Raw genomic sequence first — 20,496 nt, 5'->3', positions numbered from 1 at the left:
CACGGAAGAAGGAGAGGGCGATCGATGGCAGCGCGCAGCGTGGCATGCACCCTGATCAACCAGACCGGCGAGATCCTGTCCTTCGCGGACGCCGCGCTGGACCACGGCATCTTCACCCCGCAGCAAGCCCCTCCCCCGGTCTGCGAGGGGAGCGCCTCCTGGTCGGGCGAGTCTGACGGCTTCATGACCGGCACCGAAGGGCGTGTCGTCTACAGGGGTTCGAGCGGCGCGGTGACGCTCTACTGGGACAACCCCTTCGTCGGCGGTAACGAGTACGGCGCGACGTCGAGCGGCGACTACGTGATCGTCAAGCTCCAGGGCCCGAGCGTGGGGAGCAACGTCAGCGCCACGTACGTGGTGGACCGCAAGAACAAGCCGCCCCCCGCGCCTCCGCCCGAGCCTCCGGCGCCTCCTCCCGCGGACCCGCCGCCTCTCCTACCGGCGACCCCGCAGTCCAGCGCGCCCGAGCAACCCGGGAAAGACAGCCACGTCCCCAAGGCCGACGGCCAGCTCACCATCATCAGCCCCAAGGAGTGGCTCGTCGACATCGCGTGGCAGGCCGTGAACCACATCGAGTGGAAGCCCCTCGTCCTTGAGATCACCGAGAACCGCCACGGCAGCCAGAGCGGCGCCACCTGCCCCAAGACCCTCCCCGCCTTTCCAGGCGTGAAGGAGAGCGGCCCCTGCAGGAGGCCCCACGACGAGATGGCGAGCGCGCGCACCAAGCGCGAGGAGGACTACCAGAGCGAGAAGCGACGGCTGACGGACTCCGGGACCGACAGCGCGACCGCGGAGCAGACAGCCCGAAAGAAGTTCCCGCCGCTCACCAACGACTTCCACTCCTGGTGCGGCGACTTCGTCACCTGGGTCTTCTGGAAAGCCTGGGTGCTGCGAGGGAGCCCCGAGGACAAGATCGCGAAGTCAGAGCTCGGCAAGTTCCTCAACCGCGAAGCCCTGAACGGCGCCTGGCAACCTGGCGAGAACCTCACGATGGTGGAGGCCTACGCGAAGGGACTCGCCCTCGACGTCTTCAAGAAGAACCAGAACGCCGCGGGGAGCCCGAACGGCCTGATGGTCTGGCATCCCCCCGGAGACGGCTACGTCCCGAAGCCGGGCGACATCTTCATGGCCAACCGCCAGGCCGGGGGCCACATCTCGATCGTCGCCTCCGCCGAGGCCCTGGCCAACCCCACCCCGAAGCAAGGGTTCCGCAACTTCATGACCATCGACGGCAAATCCTTCGACGAGGACCGCGAGAACGGCTGGCTACCCACCCTGGCGAAGCTCGAAAAGGAGGGGACGAAGCTCGACCTCCCCGGTGGCAAGTGGCAGGGCGTCTCGCAGACGAGGCGCGACGTCCAGGCCTCCAAGGACCCGCTGCGAGGCTTCATCGACACCGCCAAGCTGCGCGAGGCGCTCGGATACCGCTGATGGCATCCAGGTCCTCCTCCCGACCGTGGACACCCTCCGCGCGCGCGTTGCCCCTCTTCCTGGCGACCGCCTTCTTCCCCCTGGCATGCCGCACCGGCACGGCTCCTGAGCCCCGCCCAGCGGCGACCTCCCCAGCGGCCACCACCACGACCTCCGCCTCGCGCCCCTCGGCCGACCCCACCGCCGCTCCGCCGCATGCCGCAGCCGGCGCCCTCCGCCAGGTCCTCGACCTTCGCGTGCACAGCGCCACCCTCTGGCACCTCCAGGGAGGCGCGGTCCTGCTGGAGCACGCCCCGGATCTCTTCGCCTTGCTCCAGCACGACGCTGTCCAGATGCTGCCGCACCTGGCCCGTGGTCTCTCTCCAGACGACGGCGACGACGGCACCGAAGCCCATGGCTCCGTGCAGGCCATCCAGGGACGCTGGCCCGACGCCCTCTGGATCGTATGGCGCGACCATGACACGCAAAGCGCCGAGTACAACATGTGGTACCAGCGCCTCTTCCGCCACCGGCGCGATCGCTGGGAGAAGGTCCACGAGACGCGCCACGATCCGAGCGGCAACACCCTCTACCGCGGCCTCTGGGAGCAACCTGCCGGCTGCCTCGTCGGCCTGATCTCCGACGACAGGGAGATCCCTTCCGCCTGGCAAGCGGAGGTCAACGCCCTCGACTGCCCGGGCCAGCCCGCGCCGCGCTCCTCCTTCAAGCCCGCCCCGCAACCCGACGTCGCGATCGCCGCCACGCTCGGCTTCGCCTCCGGCCACGTCCTCGTGCTGGAGCAGCCCACCCGCCCGAAGAACGGCGCATCCCTCCCACCCCGCCTTGCCGTGTCCCGCCCCGGCCCTCCCAACCGCACCGAGATCCCCCTGCCGCTCTCGGGCGAGCTCGATCTCTCTCTCCAGCCCTCCCGACTCACCTCCTGCCAGATGCTCGGCCCGACCCCCGACAACGTCTTCATCCTCGGCAACATCACGCGCGGCACCGAGCGACTCCCGCTCCTCTTGCACTTCGACGGCGCGTCCTTCACCTCGCTCCCGACGCCGCCCACCCCTCACATCGGCGAGGCCGATCTCGCAGAGGACGGCACGCTCGTCCTTCTCGGCAGCCCACCCGCATCCCGCCCCGAGGCCCGCTCCATCTGGGCCCTGCCCCGCGGCGGCACCTGGACCGAGCGCCCCATGCCGGTCCACCCCGAGCTGGGCGAGCCCTACCGCCCCTGGAGCCTCGCCGCGCACTCCCTCGAAGACCTCTGGGTCGTCGGCTACCACGAGAAGCAGGGCGGCAAGGACCGCCACCTCGCCCTCTTCCACTCCCGCCCGCTGACAAGCGCTGCTCCCGGCGCTGCCGCCGCTGCTCCCTGAGTGCAGTGGAGCAGGTCCAGTTCGCAGATCGTGGGTGGTTGCTTGAGGTTCAGAGGGGAATCTTGAGACCTCTCATCGCATCCAGAGATGGAACAGCTTCATGCGAACTGGCATCCTGCTCCCATGCCCACCGAGGATAGCCGCGCGGTGCAGGATGACTCCGAAAAGATCTCCCATGTCCTGACGGAGGCAATCGCGCGCTTCCCTTCTTCCCCTAACGTGGAGAGCTGGTCCTGGTTCCCGTACATCGACTCCACCGGTGACAACGCGGCTCAGATCACGATCGTCCTGACGGACAAGCAGGGAGCCGGAACTCCCGTCTATGACTGGTCTGAACTTGCCCCACTTGAGGGGATCATCCAGCAGTCCTTCCGAGATGAGAGCATCAACCGGTGGCCTTACGTCCGATTCGTCCTGAAATCAGAGCTGGAAGAGCCTGTCGACGATGGCAGCGAAGGCGTTGAGGAGCAGGACCAAGACGAGGACGAATTCCCTCCCCGCGCAGCGAACGGCTGACTGTGGAGCTTCATCAGCAACTGCTCAAGCAGGCCATCAAACTGGCGAGGATCGACCCGAAAAAACCAGTACAGGCCAACCTGCGCCGAGCTATCTCCAGCGCCTACTACGCGCTCTTTCATCTCCTGATCCACGAGGCGACCGGCAGCCTTCTCGGTCCCCCCAGCGGGGGTATCGCAACCGAGATCAACCTCGGCGCGCGGCGATGGTTCGACCACGGCTCGATGAAAACCGTCGCTGGATGGGTCGGCGGCATCAAGACCCCAGACAAGGTGAACGCCCTGTTCCCATCGTCGCCTGCTGCCGCTCCTCAGCAAGCATCGCCACCTGCCAAGAGTCCGCCTCGGCTATTCTCTACACTGGCTTCCGCCGAGCTGAAGAGCGTCGCGAGTGCCTTCATTGCACTTCAAGAGGCGAGACACAGGGCGGATTACGACCTCACCGCGCGCTTCACCCGTCAGGACACCCTGCAGATGGTGGACCGTGCACAGAAAGCGTTCAGCGACTGGGAATTGGCACGCGACACAGACCCTCTCGCCCCGCTGTTTCTCCTGCTCCTCCTCCTCAGCGGCGACAAGTTGCTCCCGAAGGCTCACTGAGAGCGATACCCATCTTGCTGACAGTGCTGCGCGCTCCTCGTCTGAGCAACGTCACTGCCTGCATGCAAGTGAAGCCTCCACTACCCGTTCTTGATACATACAAATACGGCTCCATGTAGCTCTCCACGCTGCTTCAGGTCGCGGTGTAGCGTCACATGGTCCGGGTCGCTCCCGAGCAACACGCCTTCCCGCAGAGCGACCCAGTTTCCGAAGTGGCGCATGGCATTCGCCTCCAACCATGCGGCGTTTTTCTTGATGCTCGGCGTGTTGCCTGGTGCCCCGAGGTTGGCGACGGCTGGGCCCAGCGCGCGGAACCACTTTGCGAACTGCGGGGCGGCTTTCAAGTTGGGATCGAGCCCTTCCAGCAACTGCCGCGCACTCTTCACGCGGCCCGCCTGAAACAAAGCGTGAAGCGCCGCTTCAATCCGGCGCACTTCCTCGTCTGTGCTCGTGGGGAGCTGCACACGTTCATGGTCTACCACCCTGGGCCGCAACGCCATGTTCCATGGATCGAGACAGCTCAGAGCACTGCGAGGACAGGCGGAGACCTACCCATCCGAGGCACATGTCGGAGGTGTCTGGCGGACAGGTCGGAGGTGTCTATCGAACAGGTCGGAGGTGTTCGCGTGACACCATGTGAGTTGTCACGGGAACAGGTCCGAGGTGTTCGCGTGACACCATGTGAGTTGTCACGGGAACAGGTCGGACCTGTTCCGGGAACAGGTCGGAGGTGTTCCGGGAACAGGTCCGAGGTGTTCGCGGAACAGGTCCGAGGTGTTCGCGTGACACCATATGAGTTGTCACGGGAACAGGTCCGAGGTGTTCGCGGAACAGGTCCGAGGTGTTCCGGGAACAGGTCCGAGGTGTTCCGGGAACAGGTCCGAGGTGTTCTGCGAACAGGTCCGAGGTATCCCGGGGATACCTCTGGAGGTATCTCGGGGATAGGTCCGAGGTATCCGAGTGACCACTTGTAAGTGGTCACGGGGATAGGTCCGAGGTGTCCGAGTGACCACTTGTAAGTGGTCACGGAGATACCTCTGGAGGTATCCCGGGGATGGGTCCGAGGTATCCGAGTGACCACTTACAAGTGGTCACGGGGATAGGTTGGAAGGTATCCGAGTGACCACTTGTAAGTGGTCACGGGGATACCTCTGGAGGTATCTCGGGGATACCTCTGGAGGTATCCGGTGGATGGGTAGGAACCTATCCCTCGGAGGGGTCGAACCTGTCCGCAGGATGACCGGACGGCCTCTCGCCGCAGCCGCAGAGCGCTGGGAGAGCGCGCGATGCTGGCTGCTGGGAGACCCTGGCGCTGGGGCCCGAGGGGGCCAGACGCACCCGTGCCTAGGCTGCTGGGAGCCTGGTTGCGAGACGGTCTGGTCGGGGAGGGGAGTGCGGTGGGGAGGATGGAGCGGTGCCGCCGGGGTTCACCGGGGGTGCACCGCTCCGCGTGCCGCGGGGCGGCTCAGGGCTCCGAGGCCGGCTCGTCGTCGAGCGTGGCCTCGGTTGTGATCTCGCGCAGGTAGGCGCGCCAGGCGAGGAGGGCCCGGGCACGCTTGCGCGCGGTCGAGGGGGACAGGCCGGGGTTCTCGGTGAGGGCCTCGGCCAGGCTGTCCAGGGTCGGGGGCACCACGTCGAGGAGGGCCGGCACGGCCTCCATGAGCACGCTGCCGCGGATGGCGCGCTGAAGGACTGCCGCTTCTTGGGGCGAACGCAGAGGGGTGCCGAGCAGCTCGTTGCCGAGCTTGGTCACCTTCCACTTCTCGTTCTGCTCGTCCACGAGCCCGATCACGCGCGCCGCATGGCGGTGGTAGTCCACATGGCGGTCGGTCAGCTCGGCACGATCCGCGAGCTTGGTCTTGTCCTTGACGCCATCCTTGATGGCCTGGACGACAGCGCGCACCTTTTCGAGGGATCGTGCTTCCGGAACGTCGATGCTCTCCACAGTGGCCTCAGTGGTCTGAAGGATGGTTCGGGGACGATAGGAATCGCTCGGGCGGTAAACTGTCAAGCTTCTGGCGCCAGATCACGGACAGGAATTGTCATCGGTCGGAACCTTGACATCCTTGACCCTACGATCCTAGGCACCTGGACGATGGTTTGTCGGGAGCATGGCCAGTTTCGGCCGAGAGGACGCCATGATGTGCGACGCCTGCGCTGACGTCTGTACTGCTGAACTGCCAGACATGCTGCGCAGCCCTTCGACTTCTGCTCGGCCGACCTGGTATCGGCGCTGGAGCCGGGCTGCAAGCCGAGGGTGAACGGGCATGGCCATCCCGTGGAACTCAGAGCAGAGGGAGTCGGTCGCAGCGATCCAGCAGAGCTATCCGCCGAAGAGCGGGCGGTGCGAGGACGCCGCGCGCGAGACGCTGCCGGTCGCCAGGGACCTGGATCCTGCTGCTTCTGCCGTACGGATCGAGCCTGCGGGACATGCGCGCTTCGTGGTGCCGAAGGCACCCCTCGACGAGGCGTTGTGGCGTTTCCACGTGACTGTCGAGGCCAGGGCGCACCACGTGGATGCGCTGACGGGCCCTGATGGTACGCCCGTCGCGGAGTACTTCAGCGCGCACTGGGAGTGCACCGAGGCAGAGGCGTACCGCGTCTTCCATGTTGATCTGGAAGGGGAAGCTCCGTGACCACGCTTCAAGGCAACCTCGTTCGGTACATCGATGAGCAACTCGACGCGATCGAGCGCCGTCCTCGGATGTGGGGGCCGGACCTGTGCGTGGAGCTCCAGTACCTGCAACTGCTCGAGTTCCGATCCGCAACGCTGCGACCAGAGCTTGAGCGCCAGGACCCTCGCGCGGTCCTCGATGAATTCGCGCGCTTCCTCGCGCTCAACTTCCCCGGAGCGCCGCCTCTGCCCCTGACTGCGTTGCTTGCTGAGAGCCATCGTGAGCGCGAGCTGGTGGCGTTCCTCCGTGAGTTCAGGCGTATGCTGATCATCCAGATGGGCGCGGAGAGTGCAGGAGATGCCGCTCAGGTGCGCCCGGGTGCCATCGTGGCGCGCCGGCAGGAGCTAGGCGAACTGCCGCTTCCGCGGCTTACGCGCAAGCCACCCAGGCTGGCGCCCCCGGTGGCGGGGCGCTGAGATGCTGCGCGTCACCTTTTACAGCTACAAGGGAGGCGTCGGCAGGACGCTGGCCCTGCTCAACGTCGCGGCAGTCCTGGCGCGGCGAGGGCGCAAGGTCGTGGCGGTGGATCTGGACCTGGAGGCGCCAGGTTTCGGCTTGTCGCTGCTGACTCGCTCACCGGAAGGACATGCGCAGCGAGGTGTCTCGGAGTTCCTGCTGGAACGTCGGGCCGGGGAAAACATGCACCTCCAGGCCGATGCGTACGCATATCCCATCCTACCTCTGCAGTGCGGCGACAATCTGTGGCTGATGCCCGCAGGGCAGCGTGCAAAGGAGCTGGCAGATCTCATCCCGGGCCTCTACGACGACCCTGAGGATCCTTCGACGCGCCTGTTCGACCTGCTTGTGGCCGAGATCGCCGAGACACTGGCGCCGGACTACCTGTTCTTTGACAGTCGCACAGGGACGGCGGACATCGCTGGGGTGTGTACTTTGGAGCTGCCCCAGGTGGTGGTGGCAGTCTGCGGGCTGGGGGAGCAGAACGTCGAGGGGATGGCGGATGTGCTTCAGCAGATGCGACACGTTCGTCACGAGAACGAGATGCCCGAGGTCGCGACCCTGGTGGCGCTGAGCCCGGTGCCGCAGTTCCAGCAGGATCTGGCCAGCAGGGGGGCAGGAGCCGGGCCAAGGCAGTTCTCGTGGCCACGTGGCTTGCCTGGTCCAGGGACGGGCAGAGAGGGGCTGTCTTCCGAGGAGCTGCTCCTCCTGGGCCGCATGGAGGAGATCGAACGCCGCGTCATGGTGCCGATCTACCAGGAGTTCGGCCCAGGGCTGGAGTCGTTCCCCAACCTTCACCACCAGGATCTCCTGCACGAACTGGCGTACGAGCCGCTGGTGCCGCTGACAGGCGAGCTACAGATCGCGCGAGGATCGCGGCTCGCAGGGCAGTACCGCGCCCTGGCACAGTCCATCGCACGCGCCTCGACAATCGACGCGAGTATGGTGCCGATGGACGAGGCGTGGATGGATGTCATGGGGAAAAGGCCGTGACACTGGAGCGCCTGCGGGTTCTCGGCGAGCAAGTGGCGGCGTTCCTGCGGGATGCGCTGGGAGGCAGGGTTCCAGCGCGGGATCGTCCGCGCGCAGAGGCAATCCGGGCCACGCTGTCCGAGATCCTGGCAGGGGGGATGGATGACGTCACAGGGGACGGGTGGCGAGAGGCGCTGCTAGCTCCGAGCGTGGACGCAGTGCTGGACATGCCGGAGCGGTGGCAGGTCGCGGTGGATCTCGTCGCGATCTACTTCCACAAGATCGAGAAGATGGAAGATGCCGAACTGCAAGAGCGTGGCGCAGCGGGGGCAGACAGCGCAAACCGGCCCATCGAGGAGATGCCACGATCGCGCAAGCTTGGTCTGGCTGCTTTCCTGCTGCGTCAGCTTCTGCTGAGGGGGACCGACCAGCGACGGTTCTTCCTCGGCCAGATCAGCTCCTGGAATGTACTTCATGTCATCCCGGAGGTGCTGCCCGGGTTGGCGCTCGACGAGTACGACGTGCTCGCGCTGGTGCGTAGCCTCGACGCCGTACCCCCGAATGATCTCGCTAGAAGCAAGCCCTTCAGCGCTGCTTCCACCTGGATCTCTCACCACCCCTCGGTGGGCAGGCGCATCGTGGACGCCTGGTTTGCTCAGGAGTCGTGGACCGAGGGGCTGACCTCCAGGGCGGCGTGCGAACTCGTGATCGGGGTCGTGCGTGCCGGGGACTCGCATCTGCCGTGGCGGGACGAGGTTGTTGCGAGGCTTATAGGGGAGCCTGACGAGCGGCTGTGGGGGGACGCCGTCTGGCTTGCATGCTTCGCGTGGCCCGCACCGGAGCCCCCGGCGCGTGTTCGACACAAGGCGCTCATTGATGCGGTGATGCGGTTCCCTCCTTTGCTGGTGGAGCAGGGGCTGGCCGCGATGGTCCGTGAAGCGCAGGTTCACCCTGTGGAGTCGGTGTCGACCGCAGCTAGCTTGCTGCGCCTCCTCGCGGAGAGGCACGATCGTGAGGACATCGAGAGGCGATGCGCCCCGCTCCTTGCGCTCGTCGCGTGGTACGCGACAGGCAGTGTTCGAAAGGGCCCGAGCGAGACGGAAGCGCTCGACCTGCAGGCACTGGTCCCGGTGCTCATGCTGGTCGAGCCAGCAGGTGCACCGAGAGGCCTTGATTACTGGCTCGCGGAGCAGGTGGTGGTGTCTGCCGGGGTGGCGAAGGACTTCACGGCGGCGTGGCTGGCGCTTCACAGCCGGGAGATCTTCAGGCAGCACCTGTCTTTCGGTGACATGCTGCCGGTGCTCGAGCACGATCTGGGGGCCGAAGGGATCACTCGATGGTTGCTGAGCTTCCTCGTGCATCCCCGTGCGGACACGCGCCTTGTTGCCGCCTACCTCCTCGGGAAGCTGGGTGGAGTCGTCGTTCCTGAGGGATTTCTTGCGGCTCTCTCGGCAGAACAGGTGGACGCGCTTGCTCACGAGATCATCGGCGGGGTGACGAATCCGGACACTGTCGTTCGATGGCTCGTCCACATCGCGCAGCAACGACCCGACCGACTGGATCTCGTTCAGAACCTGCTCCTGGAGGATGTCGCCGAGGACTATCCAGCAGCGTGCAGGCGTGGAATGGCGCTTCTGCCCACCTCCGGTCCGGATGCGCTGGCGGCGCTCATCGCGCTGAGGGCCCGTGTCCTGACGCAACTGGACGAGGCGGATGCGGTTCATGAGAGAGCGCGTCAGGTAGGCGACGTGATCGCGTTGCGGCCTGCTCGGCGTGCGTGGCACGAGGTGCAGAACCGGCTCTTCCAAGAGAGTGCACGCGATGCACGCAGCTCTGGACGCTACGTGTTCGCCTCAGTGGTGACGATGGTGCCCATTGCGAGGGGTGAGGCGACTGCACCGCAGCTCCCCGGCGATGAGCCGGTACGTTTCGAAACCTTCAGCAGCGGGATCGAACTCCCACTCCGCGAGCTGATCGATCCCCTCATCTTTCGCGCGAGCCGTGTCCGGCACCGCCAAGCGGCTGCGACGCTTCTCGCCAGGGAGGCGCATGAATGAAGGAAGATCTCGACCGTTACGTGCGCTCGCTGGCGGAGCAGGAGCAGGATGCGCGCGCTCCAGAGCGCTCTCAGGATCTAGGCACGTTCGTCGTCTGGCTGCTGGAACGACGTGGCTTCACCATCCACCTGCGGTCGTTCAGGTACGAGGGCGCCGAAAGGCGGAAGAACTCCGGCCTGACCCAGCTAGGGGTCGACATCATCGCCTCCCGTCGCCTCCGTGATGGGCGTCGCTGTCTCTACCTGTTCGTGCTCAAGCAGGGGAACATCACCCTCGAGATGGCTGGTGGTGCTCGCGGCACGATCTTTCACGACATCGAGCTGGCCTCGCAGCGCCCCGCGACGTCGGACGCGTGGTTCGACCTGGAGGGGAGGGCTTTCGACGTTCGTACCGTGATCGCGGTCCACAACGGCGACCTCGACGAGCGGCTCGTGGGAATGGTCGACGAGAAACGCGCCCATTTTCGCCGCCATCGGGATGTCCGGCTTCGGTGGTGGGATGCGGCGAAGCTGGTGAAGTATGCGATGCTGCCGCCGCGAGACACTGCAACCCCAGGGCTCGCGCGTGGCGCCGACGCCTCGCTGTTCCCGCCCGGTGTTCGCCCGTTCGCGCGTGCCGCCCTGGACTCGGTGGCCCACAACCGCGGGCACAGCTTCGATCTCGGCGCTGTCGATCGCCTGCTCGATGAGGTGTTGCCGGTCGGCCGTGCGCCCGTCGGGACTGGCCCAGGCAGCGGGCTGGGGCCTGGTAAAGCCTTGAAGGCCAGGGAGCTGCGGCGCCGCCTTGCGGAGATGACGCTCTTCACACAGATGGTGGCCATTGAGTGTCGCAGAGTCGCCGCGAGCATCTCTCTGCCGGTACTCGACACGATCGAGCGGGTCATCTGCCGGGTGATGGAACACGTTCGTCGCATCCCGCGAGAGGAGATCGGGGGCCATCGAGGCAAGATCCGGACATTGCTTCGGAGGTTGCTCGGACAGTATGTCGCCCAGACGCAGTGTCTCTGCCGTCACCTGGAGCCACTGCTCCAGACGCCTTACGGCCTTGCTCTGGGCGCTCCCAGCGAGAGGATCGACTACCCCCTGCGCGCACTCAGGCTGAGCGGCTATCTGGCGGTAGCAGGTCTCGCTCTGCTGGATGTGAAAAAGCCCAGGAGTGCACAGCGTCTCGCCAGAACGCTGGAGAACCTCTGGACGAACAACGTGCCAGCTTGCACGTCGCCCGTTACCGACGATCAGATCATCGAGATATCACTCGTCTTCGAGTTCTGGAGGCGGTGCGGGATGGAAGCGCTGTCCGTTCAGATGGCGATGAGCACAGCGCAACGCTTGCGGTGGATGAAAGACCTGGGGCTGCCACTCCCTGCTCTCTATCAGCACGCCAGGGTGCCGCCGGATGATGAGGATCTTCACGTTCTGGCGGAGACGCACCTCAGGGGCTGGCTGGAAGCGCCTCCTGCGTTCAACGATCACGGAAGTACGATCCTGCCACTCGTTCTCTATCTGGCGCACAGGAGGGGTGGGTCCGTGGATGCGTCGGATGTTGCCAGCTTTACCCCGCCCGCTCCTGGTGACCTACAGACGGAGGCAGGTTCTCCAGGTGCGAAGGTCTCTGCGGAGGCATCGGTACCCGGACGGCCAGAGCGACTGGTGTACCTCCAGTCGTGGCGGCCTCCCGAGGATGCAGCCGATGAATGGTACGTGCAGGAGATCCGTCACCGGGGCATGGTGAAAGTCTTCGAGCTAACGCATGGGCTGGAGGCGATGGCAAAGGAGTTCGAGTCGTTCAACCGGCCCCTGCCACAGAGCCCTGCAGAGTCGTGGAAGCTCCCTGTGATCGATCGCATCGCCTGGAAGTGCTGGCGTACCCCGCCACCGATGGCCATTTTTTGTGAAGGCGTGCCCCCATCCTGAGCCAGTCTCCCGCAGAGGTTGGCATGGACCCATGCATCCGGGAGGCAGCCGCAAGAGACCATGCCCGAAGGAGACACGCTCTTTCGCATCGCCGCCGGGCTGGCTCCGGCGCTCACGGGCCAGAAGGTCCTGGCGCTCGTGCTCCCGAAGAGCCCTCAGCGCGTGGCCCACCTCATCCACCGGCGCATCGTCCGGGTGGAGGCGCGCGGGAAGAACCTGCTGATCGTCTTCGACGAGGGCACGGTCCTGCACACCCACCTGCGCATGACTGGCCTCTGGCACCTCTACCGCACCGAGGACCCGTGGCGCCGCAAGCCCGAGCAGGCGACGGCGGTCATCGAGGTCGCCGGCTACCTGGCCGTGTGCTTCCGCGCCCCCGTCACCCGCCTCCTGCGCCTCAGCGACATCCCCTACGACCCGCAGCTCGCCTCGCTGGGCCCCGACCTCCTCGGCACCACCTTCGACCTCGACGCGGCGCTGCGGCGCCTCCAGGACCAGCCCGAGACCCCCCTCGGCGTCGCGGTGATGGACCAGCGCGCCGTGGCCGGGATCGGCAACGTCTACAAGAGCGAGCTGCTCTTCCGCCTGCACCTCGACCCGTTCGCGCCGGTGAAGGCCTTCACGGAGGCGGAGCTGCGCGAACTGCTGGGCCTCGCCCGCGACATCCTGGTCGCCAACGTGCAGATGCCCGCGGGGCCGTGGGCGTACCAGAGCCCCGGGCAGTTCTACCGCTACACGCGCACCACGCGGGAGGGCCGGGTGCCGGGGAAGCGGGCCTCGATGTTCATCGACAACAACAGCCCCCGCCGCCGCGAGGGCGCGCTGGCGATCTACCGGCGGGCGCGGCAGCGCTGCTACGAGTGCGGGACGATGGTCCGCATGAAGCGCCAGGGCGAGGCGCAGCGGTCGACGTACTTCTGCCCGACGTGCCAGCCGGCGCGGGAAGGCGGGCGGGTGGAGGAGGGGAAGCGGGTGGAGGAGGGGAAGAAGGTCGCGCGTGCGGAAGGGGTAGAGCTGGAGGCAGAGCAGCTTATGAAGGGGGCAGGTAGCGAGAGCGACACGGTGAGCAAGGCTCAGGAGCTGGAGGGCGGAGGTCCTGGCAGGAGCAGCGGGACCAGGATCTCGCGCAGCTCCCGGAGAAATTCGCCGAGGTAAGTGGCAGCGCTCCGCCGGGTGAGGCGGTCGAGATCGCCGAGCAACCGCTCGCAGAGATCGGGCAGCTCCGATAGCTCGGGGGCGCGCGAGGTATAGTCGCCGAACATCAGGAAGCGCAGCACGCGCTTCGCGTCCGTCGGAGCATCGTTGGGGTGCGCGGTGAGCCGGTGGGGCTCCTCGGTGGGGATGAAGTTGAGCTTCTTGTCGCGGTCCTTGCGGAGAGCGTCGAGCCGCGCGGCCTCTTCGCCGTCGAGGGGCTCGAACCCAGCCACGAACCAGGCCTCGGCTTCCGGGTGGGGCGTGGCGAGGATGACGGCGATGGGTGCCGTGGAGGCCTCACTTCGCGCAGCTTGGAGCGCTTCACGCCGCTCGGGATGACCATCGGTGTCGAGCGCGATCATCAGGACGTCAGGTGGCGACGGCTGGGCGCCGAAGAGGATGGTCAAGCGCCGCCAGCGCTGGGCTTCGGGACCTGCGGGCCGTCCCTCGCGGAGCGCGTTGAGGCGCACGGGGCGGCCGCCGATGCGCAGCTCGCCGAAGTCCTTGGCGATGTGGTCGTGGTGGTAGAACCGCAGGTGCTCGGGCGTCTCAGCGTGGTCCTTGAGGCCGCAGAAGGCCATCTGCTGGTCGAGGGTGTCGGCGAGCCAGTCGGCCTGGCGGCGGTGGGCCTCTTTCAGCACCACGTTGCGGCTGAGATGCATGAGCAGCGCGCGTTGCGCCTGATCCTCGCAGGCCAGGGCGACGCGCAAGGGACCACCGGGATCAGGTCCCACGGGCGCGAGGCTCCTTCACCCAGTCCTCGCCGACCGAGGCCCAGAACTCGCCGGTGCGGAGCATGTCACGGAAGCGTGCGCTCTCCGGGTGATCACTGAGCTTGCGACAGACAGCGTGGCCCGCGTCGTCGAGCGCCATCACCCGCACCTCGTCGAGGGCGACGTGATCCAGCAGGTAGGGGGAGTGGGTGGTGCACACGATCTGCAGGTCGGGGCGCTCTTGCTGGATGGTACGGAGGCAGCGCACGAGATCGGCCTGGGCGTCCGGGTGGAGGGCTTTGTCGATGTCGTCGGCGAGCACGAGCTTCGGGAGGCTCGGGTGGCGAAGAGCGACAAGGAGGCCCAGGGCAAGCACGGTGCCTTCGCTGAGGAGGTCGGCGGGGATGATTCGATCGGGGCCCATGTCGAGGGCGAAGCGGTGCCCTGGAACCTCTTCCTGGACGGGGCGATTCACGGCCTGGTCCCCGATGACGATGCGCTCCTCGCGTCGGCGGGTGATGGTGGTGGGAAAGACGCGGATGCTGCGGACCTGTGGCACCACAGCGCGAAGATCGCGGGTGATCGCAGCCAGGATGTCCGGCTCTGCGCCGGCTAGGTAACTGAGCACCGAGGAGAGCCCGGTGCCGTCTTGCTCCAGGCGGGGCATCGAGGACGTCGTGAAGGAAGGTTGAACCATCCGGACCGCGTCGAAGCGCAGATATGCGGCTGCTCCGGAGCCGAAAACGTCGTGGTCGACGAGCGGAGCACCGGGAGAGAGGGGAAACGGAGCTTCGCCGGTACCAGGGGTCGAAGGCGTCGAGATGACGATGCTTGAGCCGTCGGCGCAGTCGACATGGACATCGCAGAGGGCCTTTTCAGGAAGCCGATGACGCTCTCCTGCCTGCATGAGAGCAGCCGTCATGCGTAGCGTGCGACCGTCTCGCTCCGTCACGGAAAGGGACAGAGGAGCGTCCGTGGGCATCGTGAAGAGTCGGCGGATGTCGTCTTCATCGAACAGGGCGCTGAGGCGCGCTCTCAGAGCGTCATGCGCACGATCGCGCGCACTCGCCTGGAAGCCGATCCGCAAGACTCGCTGGATTCCCTGGAGGACGCTGGTCTTGCCGGAGCCGTTCTTGCCCACGAGGAGGGTGAACGGAGAGAGGTCGACGTCGAGAGCTTCCAGCGCCTTGAAGCATCTGAAGGAGGCTCGCTGGATCATGGGCTCAACCTGTATTCGGGGCGGGGGCACCAACGCGTCCGGAGGGATGCAGCCTGCTGCCGTGTGTCCCTGCCTGGGGGGCTGAACCGAGGGACGCCTCGCGGGGCCATGGCAGAGGAGGCTTCTCCGACCTACACCCCCTGCAACCGGATGAGCAAGCCTCAGCCTCTCGCCTGTGCAGGGCGCATAGCAGAGGGGATGTCATGAGCGGACCGGGAGACACGGCCCGGAGAGCGTAAGGCGCGGCCAGAGGATCTCCGCGGTGGGTGCCCATGGCGGGAGCGGGATTTCGGACTTACATGGGCCCTAGCCGGATGAGCAAGCGCCCCGCCGATCCTCTTCTTCGCTTTCACGAGCCCACCCGCGCCTGGTTCAAGGCGGCCTTCTCGGAGCCGACGGGGGCGCAGACGAAGGGGTGGCCGGCGATCCTGGATGGGTCGTCGACGTTGCTGCTGGCGCCGACGGGGTCGGGGAAGACGCTGGCGGCGTTTCTCACGGCGATCGACAAGCTCCTGTTCTCGCCGGAGCCGGCGACGGGGGAGCGGTGCCGGGTGCTGTACGTGTCGCCGCTCAAGGCGCTGGCGGTGGACGTGGAGCGGAACCTGCGGGCGCCGCTCGCGGGGATCTCGGTGGCGGCGGACAGGATGGGGGTGCCGCACCGGCAGATCACGGTGGGGCTCAGGTCGGGGGACACGGCGCCGGAGGAGCGGGTGAAGCTCGCGAAGCGGCCGCCGGACATCCTGATCACCACGCCGGAGTCGCTGTACCTGCTGCTGACGTCGAACGCGCGCGAGGGGCTGCGGTCGGTGGAGACGGTGATCATCGACGAGATCCACGCGGTGGCGCCGACGAAGCGGGGGGCGCACCTGTTCCTGACGCTGGAGCGGCTGGAGGCGATGCGCGCGGCGGGCCGGCCGCTGCAGCGGATCGGGCTCTCGGCGACGCAGCGGCCGCTGGAGGAGATCGCGAGGCTGCTCGGCGGGGGAGAGGTCGAGGGGCAGAGCGGGTGGAAGCAGCGGCCGGTGACCATCGTCGATGCGAGCGCGCCGAAGGCGCTGGAGATCAGCATCGAGGTGCCGGCGGAGGAGATGCCGACGGTGATGATGGGGAGCGGGGCGCCGGCGCCGCGGCTCGATGACGTGCGCGCGGCGCCCTCGGCGGTGAAGGAGGCGCGCAAGGCGAAGGACGCGAAGGACGCGAAGGACGCGAAGGACGCGAAGGACGCGAAGGGCGCCAGGGCGACCGAGGCTGCGGAGGGCGCGGAGGGCGCGAAGGCCGCGAAGACGAAGGAGAGCGCGGGCGAGTCGGTGGACGAGGAGGCGAACGACTTTGCGGCGTGGAGGGCGGCGCGGAAGGGGAAGAAGGCGAGGGCGGGCGCGGAGGCGGTGACCGAGGCGTTCGGGGCGACGACGGCGCCTGCGGTGAAGGGGGCGGCGGCAGGGGTCGACGGGAAGGCTTCAGGCAAGAAGGCGCGCAAGTCCATCGTCAGGGATCCGGAGCGGGAGATGGTGGGCGCGGCGCCGCCGGTGGGGATGCAGGTGCCGCTGCTCGGTGGGGCGGCGGGGGGCATTCCCACGACGCCGCCGCGCGCGCCCTCGGCCTGGCCGGGCATCCACGCGCGGCTCGTGGAGCTGGTGCGCGCGCACCGCTCGACCATGATCTTCTCGAACAGCAGGAGGCTCGCGGAGCGGCTCGCGGCGGCGCTGAACGATCTCGCGGGGGAGGTGATCGCGCGGGCGCACCACGGGTCCATCGCGCGCGAGCAGCGGCAGGCGATCGAGGAGCAGCTCAAGGCGGGGACGCTGCCGTGCATCGTCGCCACGTCGTCGCTGGAGCTCGGGCTGGATCTCGGGTCGGTGGAGCTGGTGGTGCAGATCGAGGCGCCGCCGTCGGTGGCGGCGGGGCTGCAGCGTATCGGGCGCGCGGGGCACCAGGTGGGGGGGACGTCGCGGGGGATCATCTTCCCGAAGCACCGGGGGGATCTGCTCTCGTGCGCGGCGGCGTCGGCGCTGATGCGGGAGGGGCGCGTCGAGCAGACGCGCTATCCGCGCAGCCCGCTCGACGTGCTGGCGCAGCAGATCGTGGCGATCACGGCGATGGACGCGATCCACGTGGACGCGCTCTTCGAGCTGGTGCGCAAGGCGGCGCCGTTCGCGGAGCTGCCGCGGAGCAGCTTCGAGGGGGTGCTCGACATGCTCAGCGGGCGCTATCCGTCGGACGAGTTCGCGGAGCTGCGGCCGCGCATCGTGTGGGACCGCGTGGGGGGCCTGGTGCGCGGGCGCGAGGGGGCGAAGCGGCTGGCGGTGGTGAACGCAGGGACCATCCCGGACCGGGGGCTGTACGGGGTGTTCCTGGCGACGGACGAGCCGGCAGGGAAGACAAGCCGGCGCGTGGGGGAGCTGGACGAGGAGATGGTGTTCGAGGCGCGGGAAGGAGAGATCTTCCTGCTCGGGGCGTCGTCGTGGCGGATCACGGAGATCACCCATGATCGGGTGATGGTGGTGCCGGCGCCAGGGGAGCCGGGGAAGATGCCGTTCTGGCGCGGCGATCAGGTGGGGCGATCGGCGGAGCTGGGGGCGTCGATCGGGGCGCTGACGCGGACGCTGGCAGGGCTGGGGGAAGGGGAGGCAGAGGCGCTGCTGCGCAAGGAGCACGGGCTCGATGCGCGAGCGGCAGAGCGGCTGGTGCGGCACGTGCACGAGCAAGCAGCGGCGACGGGGGAGGTGCCGAGCGACAGGACGGTGGTGGTGGAGCGCTTCCAGGACGAGATGGGCGACCTGCGGGTGTGCATCCTGTCGCCGTTCGGGGGGCGGGTGCACGCGCCGCTGGCGACGTGCATGGTGGCGCGGGCGAAGTCGGAGCTGGGGCTGGAGATCGAGGCGCACTGGACCGACGACGGGGTGGTGATCCGGCTGCCGGAGTCGACGGAGCCGCTGGATCCGTACCAGCTCCTGCCGCAGGTGGACGAGGTGGAGGACCTGCTGGTGGCGAACCTGGGAGGGACGGCGATGTTCGCGTCGCGCTTCCGGGAGTGCGCGGGGAGGGCGCTGCTCCTGCCGCGGCGGATGCCCGGGAAGCGCGCACCACTCTGGCAGCAGCGGAAGCGGGCAGCAGACTTGCTGGCGGTGGCGTCGCGCTACAGCGCATTCCCGATGCTGCTGGAGACGTACCGGGAGTGTCTGCGGGACGTGTTCGATCTGACGTCGCTGCAGGAGCTTCTGCGGGGGATCGAGAGCCGCAAGGTGCGCATGGTGACGGTGGACACGCGGGTGCCGTCGCCGTTCGCGGCGTCGCTCCTGTTCTCGTACGTGGGGACGTTCATGTACGAGGGGGATCTGCCGCTCGCGGAGCGGCGGGCGCAGGCGCTGACCATCGATCAGAGCCGGCTGCGGGAGCTGCTCGGCGAGGCGGAGATGCGGGAGCTGCTCGACGCCGACGCGGTGGCAGCGATGGAGGCGTCGCTGCAGCGGCTCGACGGGCGGATCACGCCGAAGCACGCGGATCAGGTGCACGACATGCTGCTCGGGCTCGGCGATCTGGACCGGGGGGAGATCGCGCTCCGGTGTCGGTACGAGGGGGAGGCGATCGAGGCGGCGCGGGCGCGGTCGGACGGGTGGGTGGATGGGCTCTTGCGCGAGCGGCGGATCATCGAGGTGCGCATCGGGGGGGAGAAGCGGCTCGCGGCGTCAGAGGACGCGGGGAGGCTGCGCGACGCGCTGGGGGTGATGCCGCCCCCCGGGTTGCCGGCGGCATTCCTGGAGTCGGTGGCAGACGCGCTGCAGGATCTGGTGGCGCGGTACGCGCGCACGCACGGGCCGTTCCACGCAGAGGACGTGGCGAAGCGGTTCGATCTGGGCCTGGGGTCGGTGCTCGGGGCGCTGGGGCGGCTGGTGGAGCGGGGGCGGGTGGTGGAGGGGGAGCTGTCGCCCGGGGGTCGCGGGCACGAGCACTGCGACGCCGAGGTGATGCGTCTCTTGAAGCGGCGCTCCCTGGCGCGGCTGCGCGCAGAGGTGGAGCCGGTGGAGCCGGAGACATACGCGCGGTTCCTGGGGGAGTGGCACAACCTGGGTCGGCCACGGCGGGGCGTGGAAGGGCTGCTCGCGGCGATCACGCAGCTCCAGGGGGCGCCGATGCCAGCGTCGGCGCTGTCGTCACAGATCCTGCCGGCGCGCGTGGAGGGCTACCGCGCCGGGGACCTGGACGCGCTGTGCGCAGCAGGGGTGGTGCTGTGGCGCGGGGTGGATCCCATCGGCGATGCCGACGGGCGGATCGCGCTCTACCTGACAGAGGCATACCCGTACCTGGCGCCGCCCGCGCAGAAGGCAGAAGGGGCGCTGGTGGAGAAGGTGCGCGAGGCGCTGCGGCGGCGCGGTGCGGTGTTCTTCGCAGACCTGTCGCGCGAGACGGGGGCCTTCGGGGCAGATCTGGTGCGCGCGCTGTGGGACCTGGTGTGGGCGGGCGAGGCGACGAACGATACGCTGGCGCCGCTGCGTTCACTGGGGCGCTCCGAGAAGCGCGGGGGGCGGCGGGGGCGTGAGCAGCGGTTCGAGAGGTCGAGCTTTCTGCCTGGCGCGGCGCGCGGAGCCGGTGGGTTCGGGATGGGAGGCGTGGGCGGCGGGGGTGGCGTGGGCGGCTTCCGGGCAGGGCCTCCAGGGAGCGAGGGGCGGTGGTCGCTGTTGCCAGAGCTGGGTGGCGCGGGTGGTGCCAGCGCGGTCAGCGAGACGGAGCGGCGCGCGGCGCTGGCGCGGGTGCTGCTGGAGCGGCACGGGGTGCTGACGCGGGAAGCGGTGGGGGTGGAGGGAATCCAGGGGGGGTTCTCGGCGGTGTACGACGTGCTGCGCGCGATGGAGGACGCGGGGAAGGTGCGGCGGGGATACTTCGTGGCAGGTCTGGGGGCGGCGCAGTTCTCGCTGCCCGGCGCGGACGATCGGCTGCGCGGGTGCAGGGATGTGCCGGAGGGCGCAGACGCGAAGACGCGGGTGCTGGCGGCGACGGATCCGGCAAGTCCGTGGGGCGCTGCAGTGCCATGGCCAGAGGCAGAGGCGTCGGTGCGGGCGCAGCGGGCAGCGGGTGCGCTGGTGGTGCTGCGGGAAGGGAAGCTGATCGCGTGGGTGGGTCGTACGGAGCGGAGCCTGCTGACGTTCCTGCCCGAAGCGGAGCCTGGGCGTGGGGAGTCGATCCGGGCGGTTGCGCGGGCGCTGGCAGGGCTGGTCGATGAGGGGCGTCGGCGGAGCATGCTGCTGGCGACGGTGAACGGTGGGCCGGTGGGGGCGTCGCCAATCGCGGCGGCGCTGCAAGCTGCGGGGTTCACGCCGATGTCGCAGGGGTATCTGAAGCGGATGGGGGCGGCGCCGCAGGGGGATGGGTACCGGGGGCGGGGGGAGCGGATG

The 20,496-nt window shown here is 68.1% G+C and carries 15 protein-coding genes; 11 read left to right on the top strand and 4 right to left on the bottom strand.

What is annotated here, in order from left to right; all coding sequences use genetic code 11:
- Positions 1-24 precede the first annotated feature (24 nt).
- The 4 genes from CAP_RS46655 to CAP_RS40090 all read left to right on the top strand — a co-directional run bounded on the left by CAP_RS46655 (position 25) and on the right by CAP_RS40090 (position 3,907).
- The gene (locus tag CAP_RS46655) at positions 25-1,431 is read left to right on the top strand and encodes a hypothetical protein (protein WP_052376799.1); all 1,407 of its coding nucleotides are present in this window, start codon (positions 25-27) and stop codon (positions 1,429-1,431) included.
- Positions 1,431-2,792, top strand: coding sequence for a hypothetical protein (locus CAP_RS40100; protein ID WP_156041578.1), 1,362 nt, complete (start codon positions 1,431-1,433; stop codon positions 2,790-2,792). Before CAP_RS46655 ends, CAP_RS40100 begins: the two co-directional genes overlap by 1 nt.
- A gap of 123 nt (positions 2,793-2,915) precedes the next feature.
- Positions 2,916-3,308, top strand: coding sequence for a hypothetical protein (locus CAP_RS40095; protein WP_044250871.1), 393 nt, complete (start codon positions 2,916-2,918; stop codon positions 3,306-3,308).
- 2 nt (positions 3,309-3,310) lie between these two features.
- Entirely contained in the window at positions 3,311-3,907 is a 597-nt protein-coding gene (locus tag CAP_RS40090; protein WP_044250868.1) for a hypothetical protein, read from the top strand.
- A gap of 80 nt (positions 3,908-3,987) precedes the next feature.
- On the opposite strand, the gene CAP_RS51555 is transcribed toward CAP_RS40090, so the two are convergent.
- Both CAP_RS51555 and CAP_RS40085 read right to left on the bottom strand, forming a co-directional pair.
- Positions 3,988-4,371 (bottom strand): hypothetical protein, encoded by a 384-nt coding sequence (locus CAP_RS51555; RefSeq protein ID WP_156041576.1) that lies wholly within the window; start codon positions 4,369-4,371, stop codon positions 3,988-3,990.
- A gap of 1,001 nt (positions 4,372-5,372) precedes the next feature.
- Positions 5,373-5,852, bottom strand: a complete 480-nt coding sequence (locus tag CAP_RS40085; RefSeq protein ID WP_044250866.1) for a hypothetical protein — start codon at positions 5,850-5,852, stop codon at positions 5,373-5,375.
- A 322-nt stretch (positions 5,853-6,174) separates the two neighbouring features.
- On the opposite strand from CAP_RS40085, the gene CAP_RS40080 reads away from it, so the two are divergent.
- From CAP_RS40080 to CAP_RS40055, 6 genes are read left to right on the top strand one after another with little or no spacing between them, the layout of a single operon-like run.
- On the top strand, positions 6,175-6,543 hold the full coding sequence (locus CAP_RS40080; RefSeq protein WP_044250863.1) for a hypothetical protein: 369 nt from the start codon (positions 6,175-6,177) through the stop codon (positions 6,541-6,543).
- On the top strand, positions 6,540-6,998 hold the full coding sequence (locus CAP_RS40075) for a hypothetical protein (protein ID WP_044250860.1): 459 nt from the start codon (positions 6,540-6,542) through the stop codon (positions 6,996-6,998). The genes CAP_RS40080 and CAP_RS40075 overlap by 4 nt, the downstream gene beginning before the upstream one ends.
- Position 6,999: 1 nt before the next feature.
- Entirely contained in the window at positions 7,000-8,031 is a 1,032-nt protein-coding gene (locus tag CAP_RS40070) for a tyrosine-protein kinase family protein (RefSeq protein WP_044250857.1), read from the top strand.
- Entirely contained in the window at positions 8,028-10,067 is a 2,040-nt protein-coding gene (locus CAP_RS40065; RefSeq protein WP_044250854.1) for a hypothetical protein, read from the top strand. Before CAP_RS40070 ends, CAP_RS40065 begins: the two co-directional genes overlap by 4 nt.
- Entirely contained in the window at positions 10,064-11,980 is a 1,917-nt protein-coding gene (locus CAP_RS40060; RefSeq protein WP_044250851.1) for a hypothetical protein, read from the top strand. The genes CAP_RS40065 and CAP_RS40060 overlap by 4 nt, the downstream gene beginning before the upstream one ends.
- A 60-nt stretch (positions 11,981-12,040) precedes the next feature.
- Positions 12,041-13,135, top strand: coding sequence for an Fpg/Nei family DNA glycosylase (locus CAP_RS40055; protein ID WP_052376798.1), 1,095 nt, complete (start codon positions 12,041-12,043; stop codon positions 13,133-13,135).
- Here CAP_RS40055 and CAP_RS40050 read toward each other — a convergent pair.
- The gene (locus tag CAP_RS40050) at positions 13,054-13,908 is read right to left on the bottom strand and encodes a hypothetical protein (RefSeq protein WP_156041574.1); all 855 of its coding nucleotides are present in this window, start codon (positions 13,906-13,908) and stop codon (positions 13,054-13,056) included. The two genes, CAP_RS40055 and CAP_RS40050, sit on opposite strands and share 82 nt — an antisense overlap.
- The gene (locus tag CAP_RS49380) at positions 13,898-15,106 is read right to left on the bottom strand and encodes an AAA family ATPase (protein WP_052376797.1); all 1,209 of its coding nucleotides are present in this window, start codon (positions 15,104-15,106) and stop codon (positions 13,898-13,900) included. The genes CAP_RS40050 and CAP_RS49380 overlap by 11 nt, the downstream gene beginning before the upstream one ends.
- A gap of 314 nt (positions 15,107-15,420) precedes the next feature.
- On the opposite strand from CAP_RS49380, the gene CAP_RS40040 reads away from it, so the two are divergent.
- Positions 15,421-20,496, top strand: a 5,076-nt coding sequence (locus tag CAP_RS40040; protein ID WP_156041573.1) for a DEAD/DEAH box helicase, incomplete at its 3' end; no start/stop codon positions are given.

It is taken from the genome of Chondromyces apiculatus DSM 436 (assembly GCF_000601485.1).
In the GTDB taxonomy this organism is placed as follows: Bacteria; Myxococcota_A; Polyangia; order Polyangiales; family Polyangiaceae; genus Chondromyces; species Chondromyces apiculatus.
The sequence above is the reverse complement of the archived record's forward strand: the minus strand, read 5'-3'. Positions and strand labels throughout refer to the sequence as shown.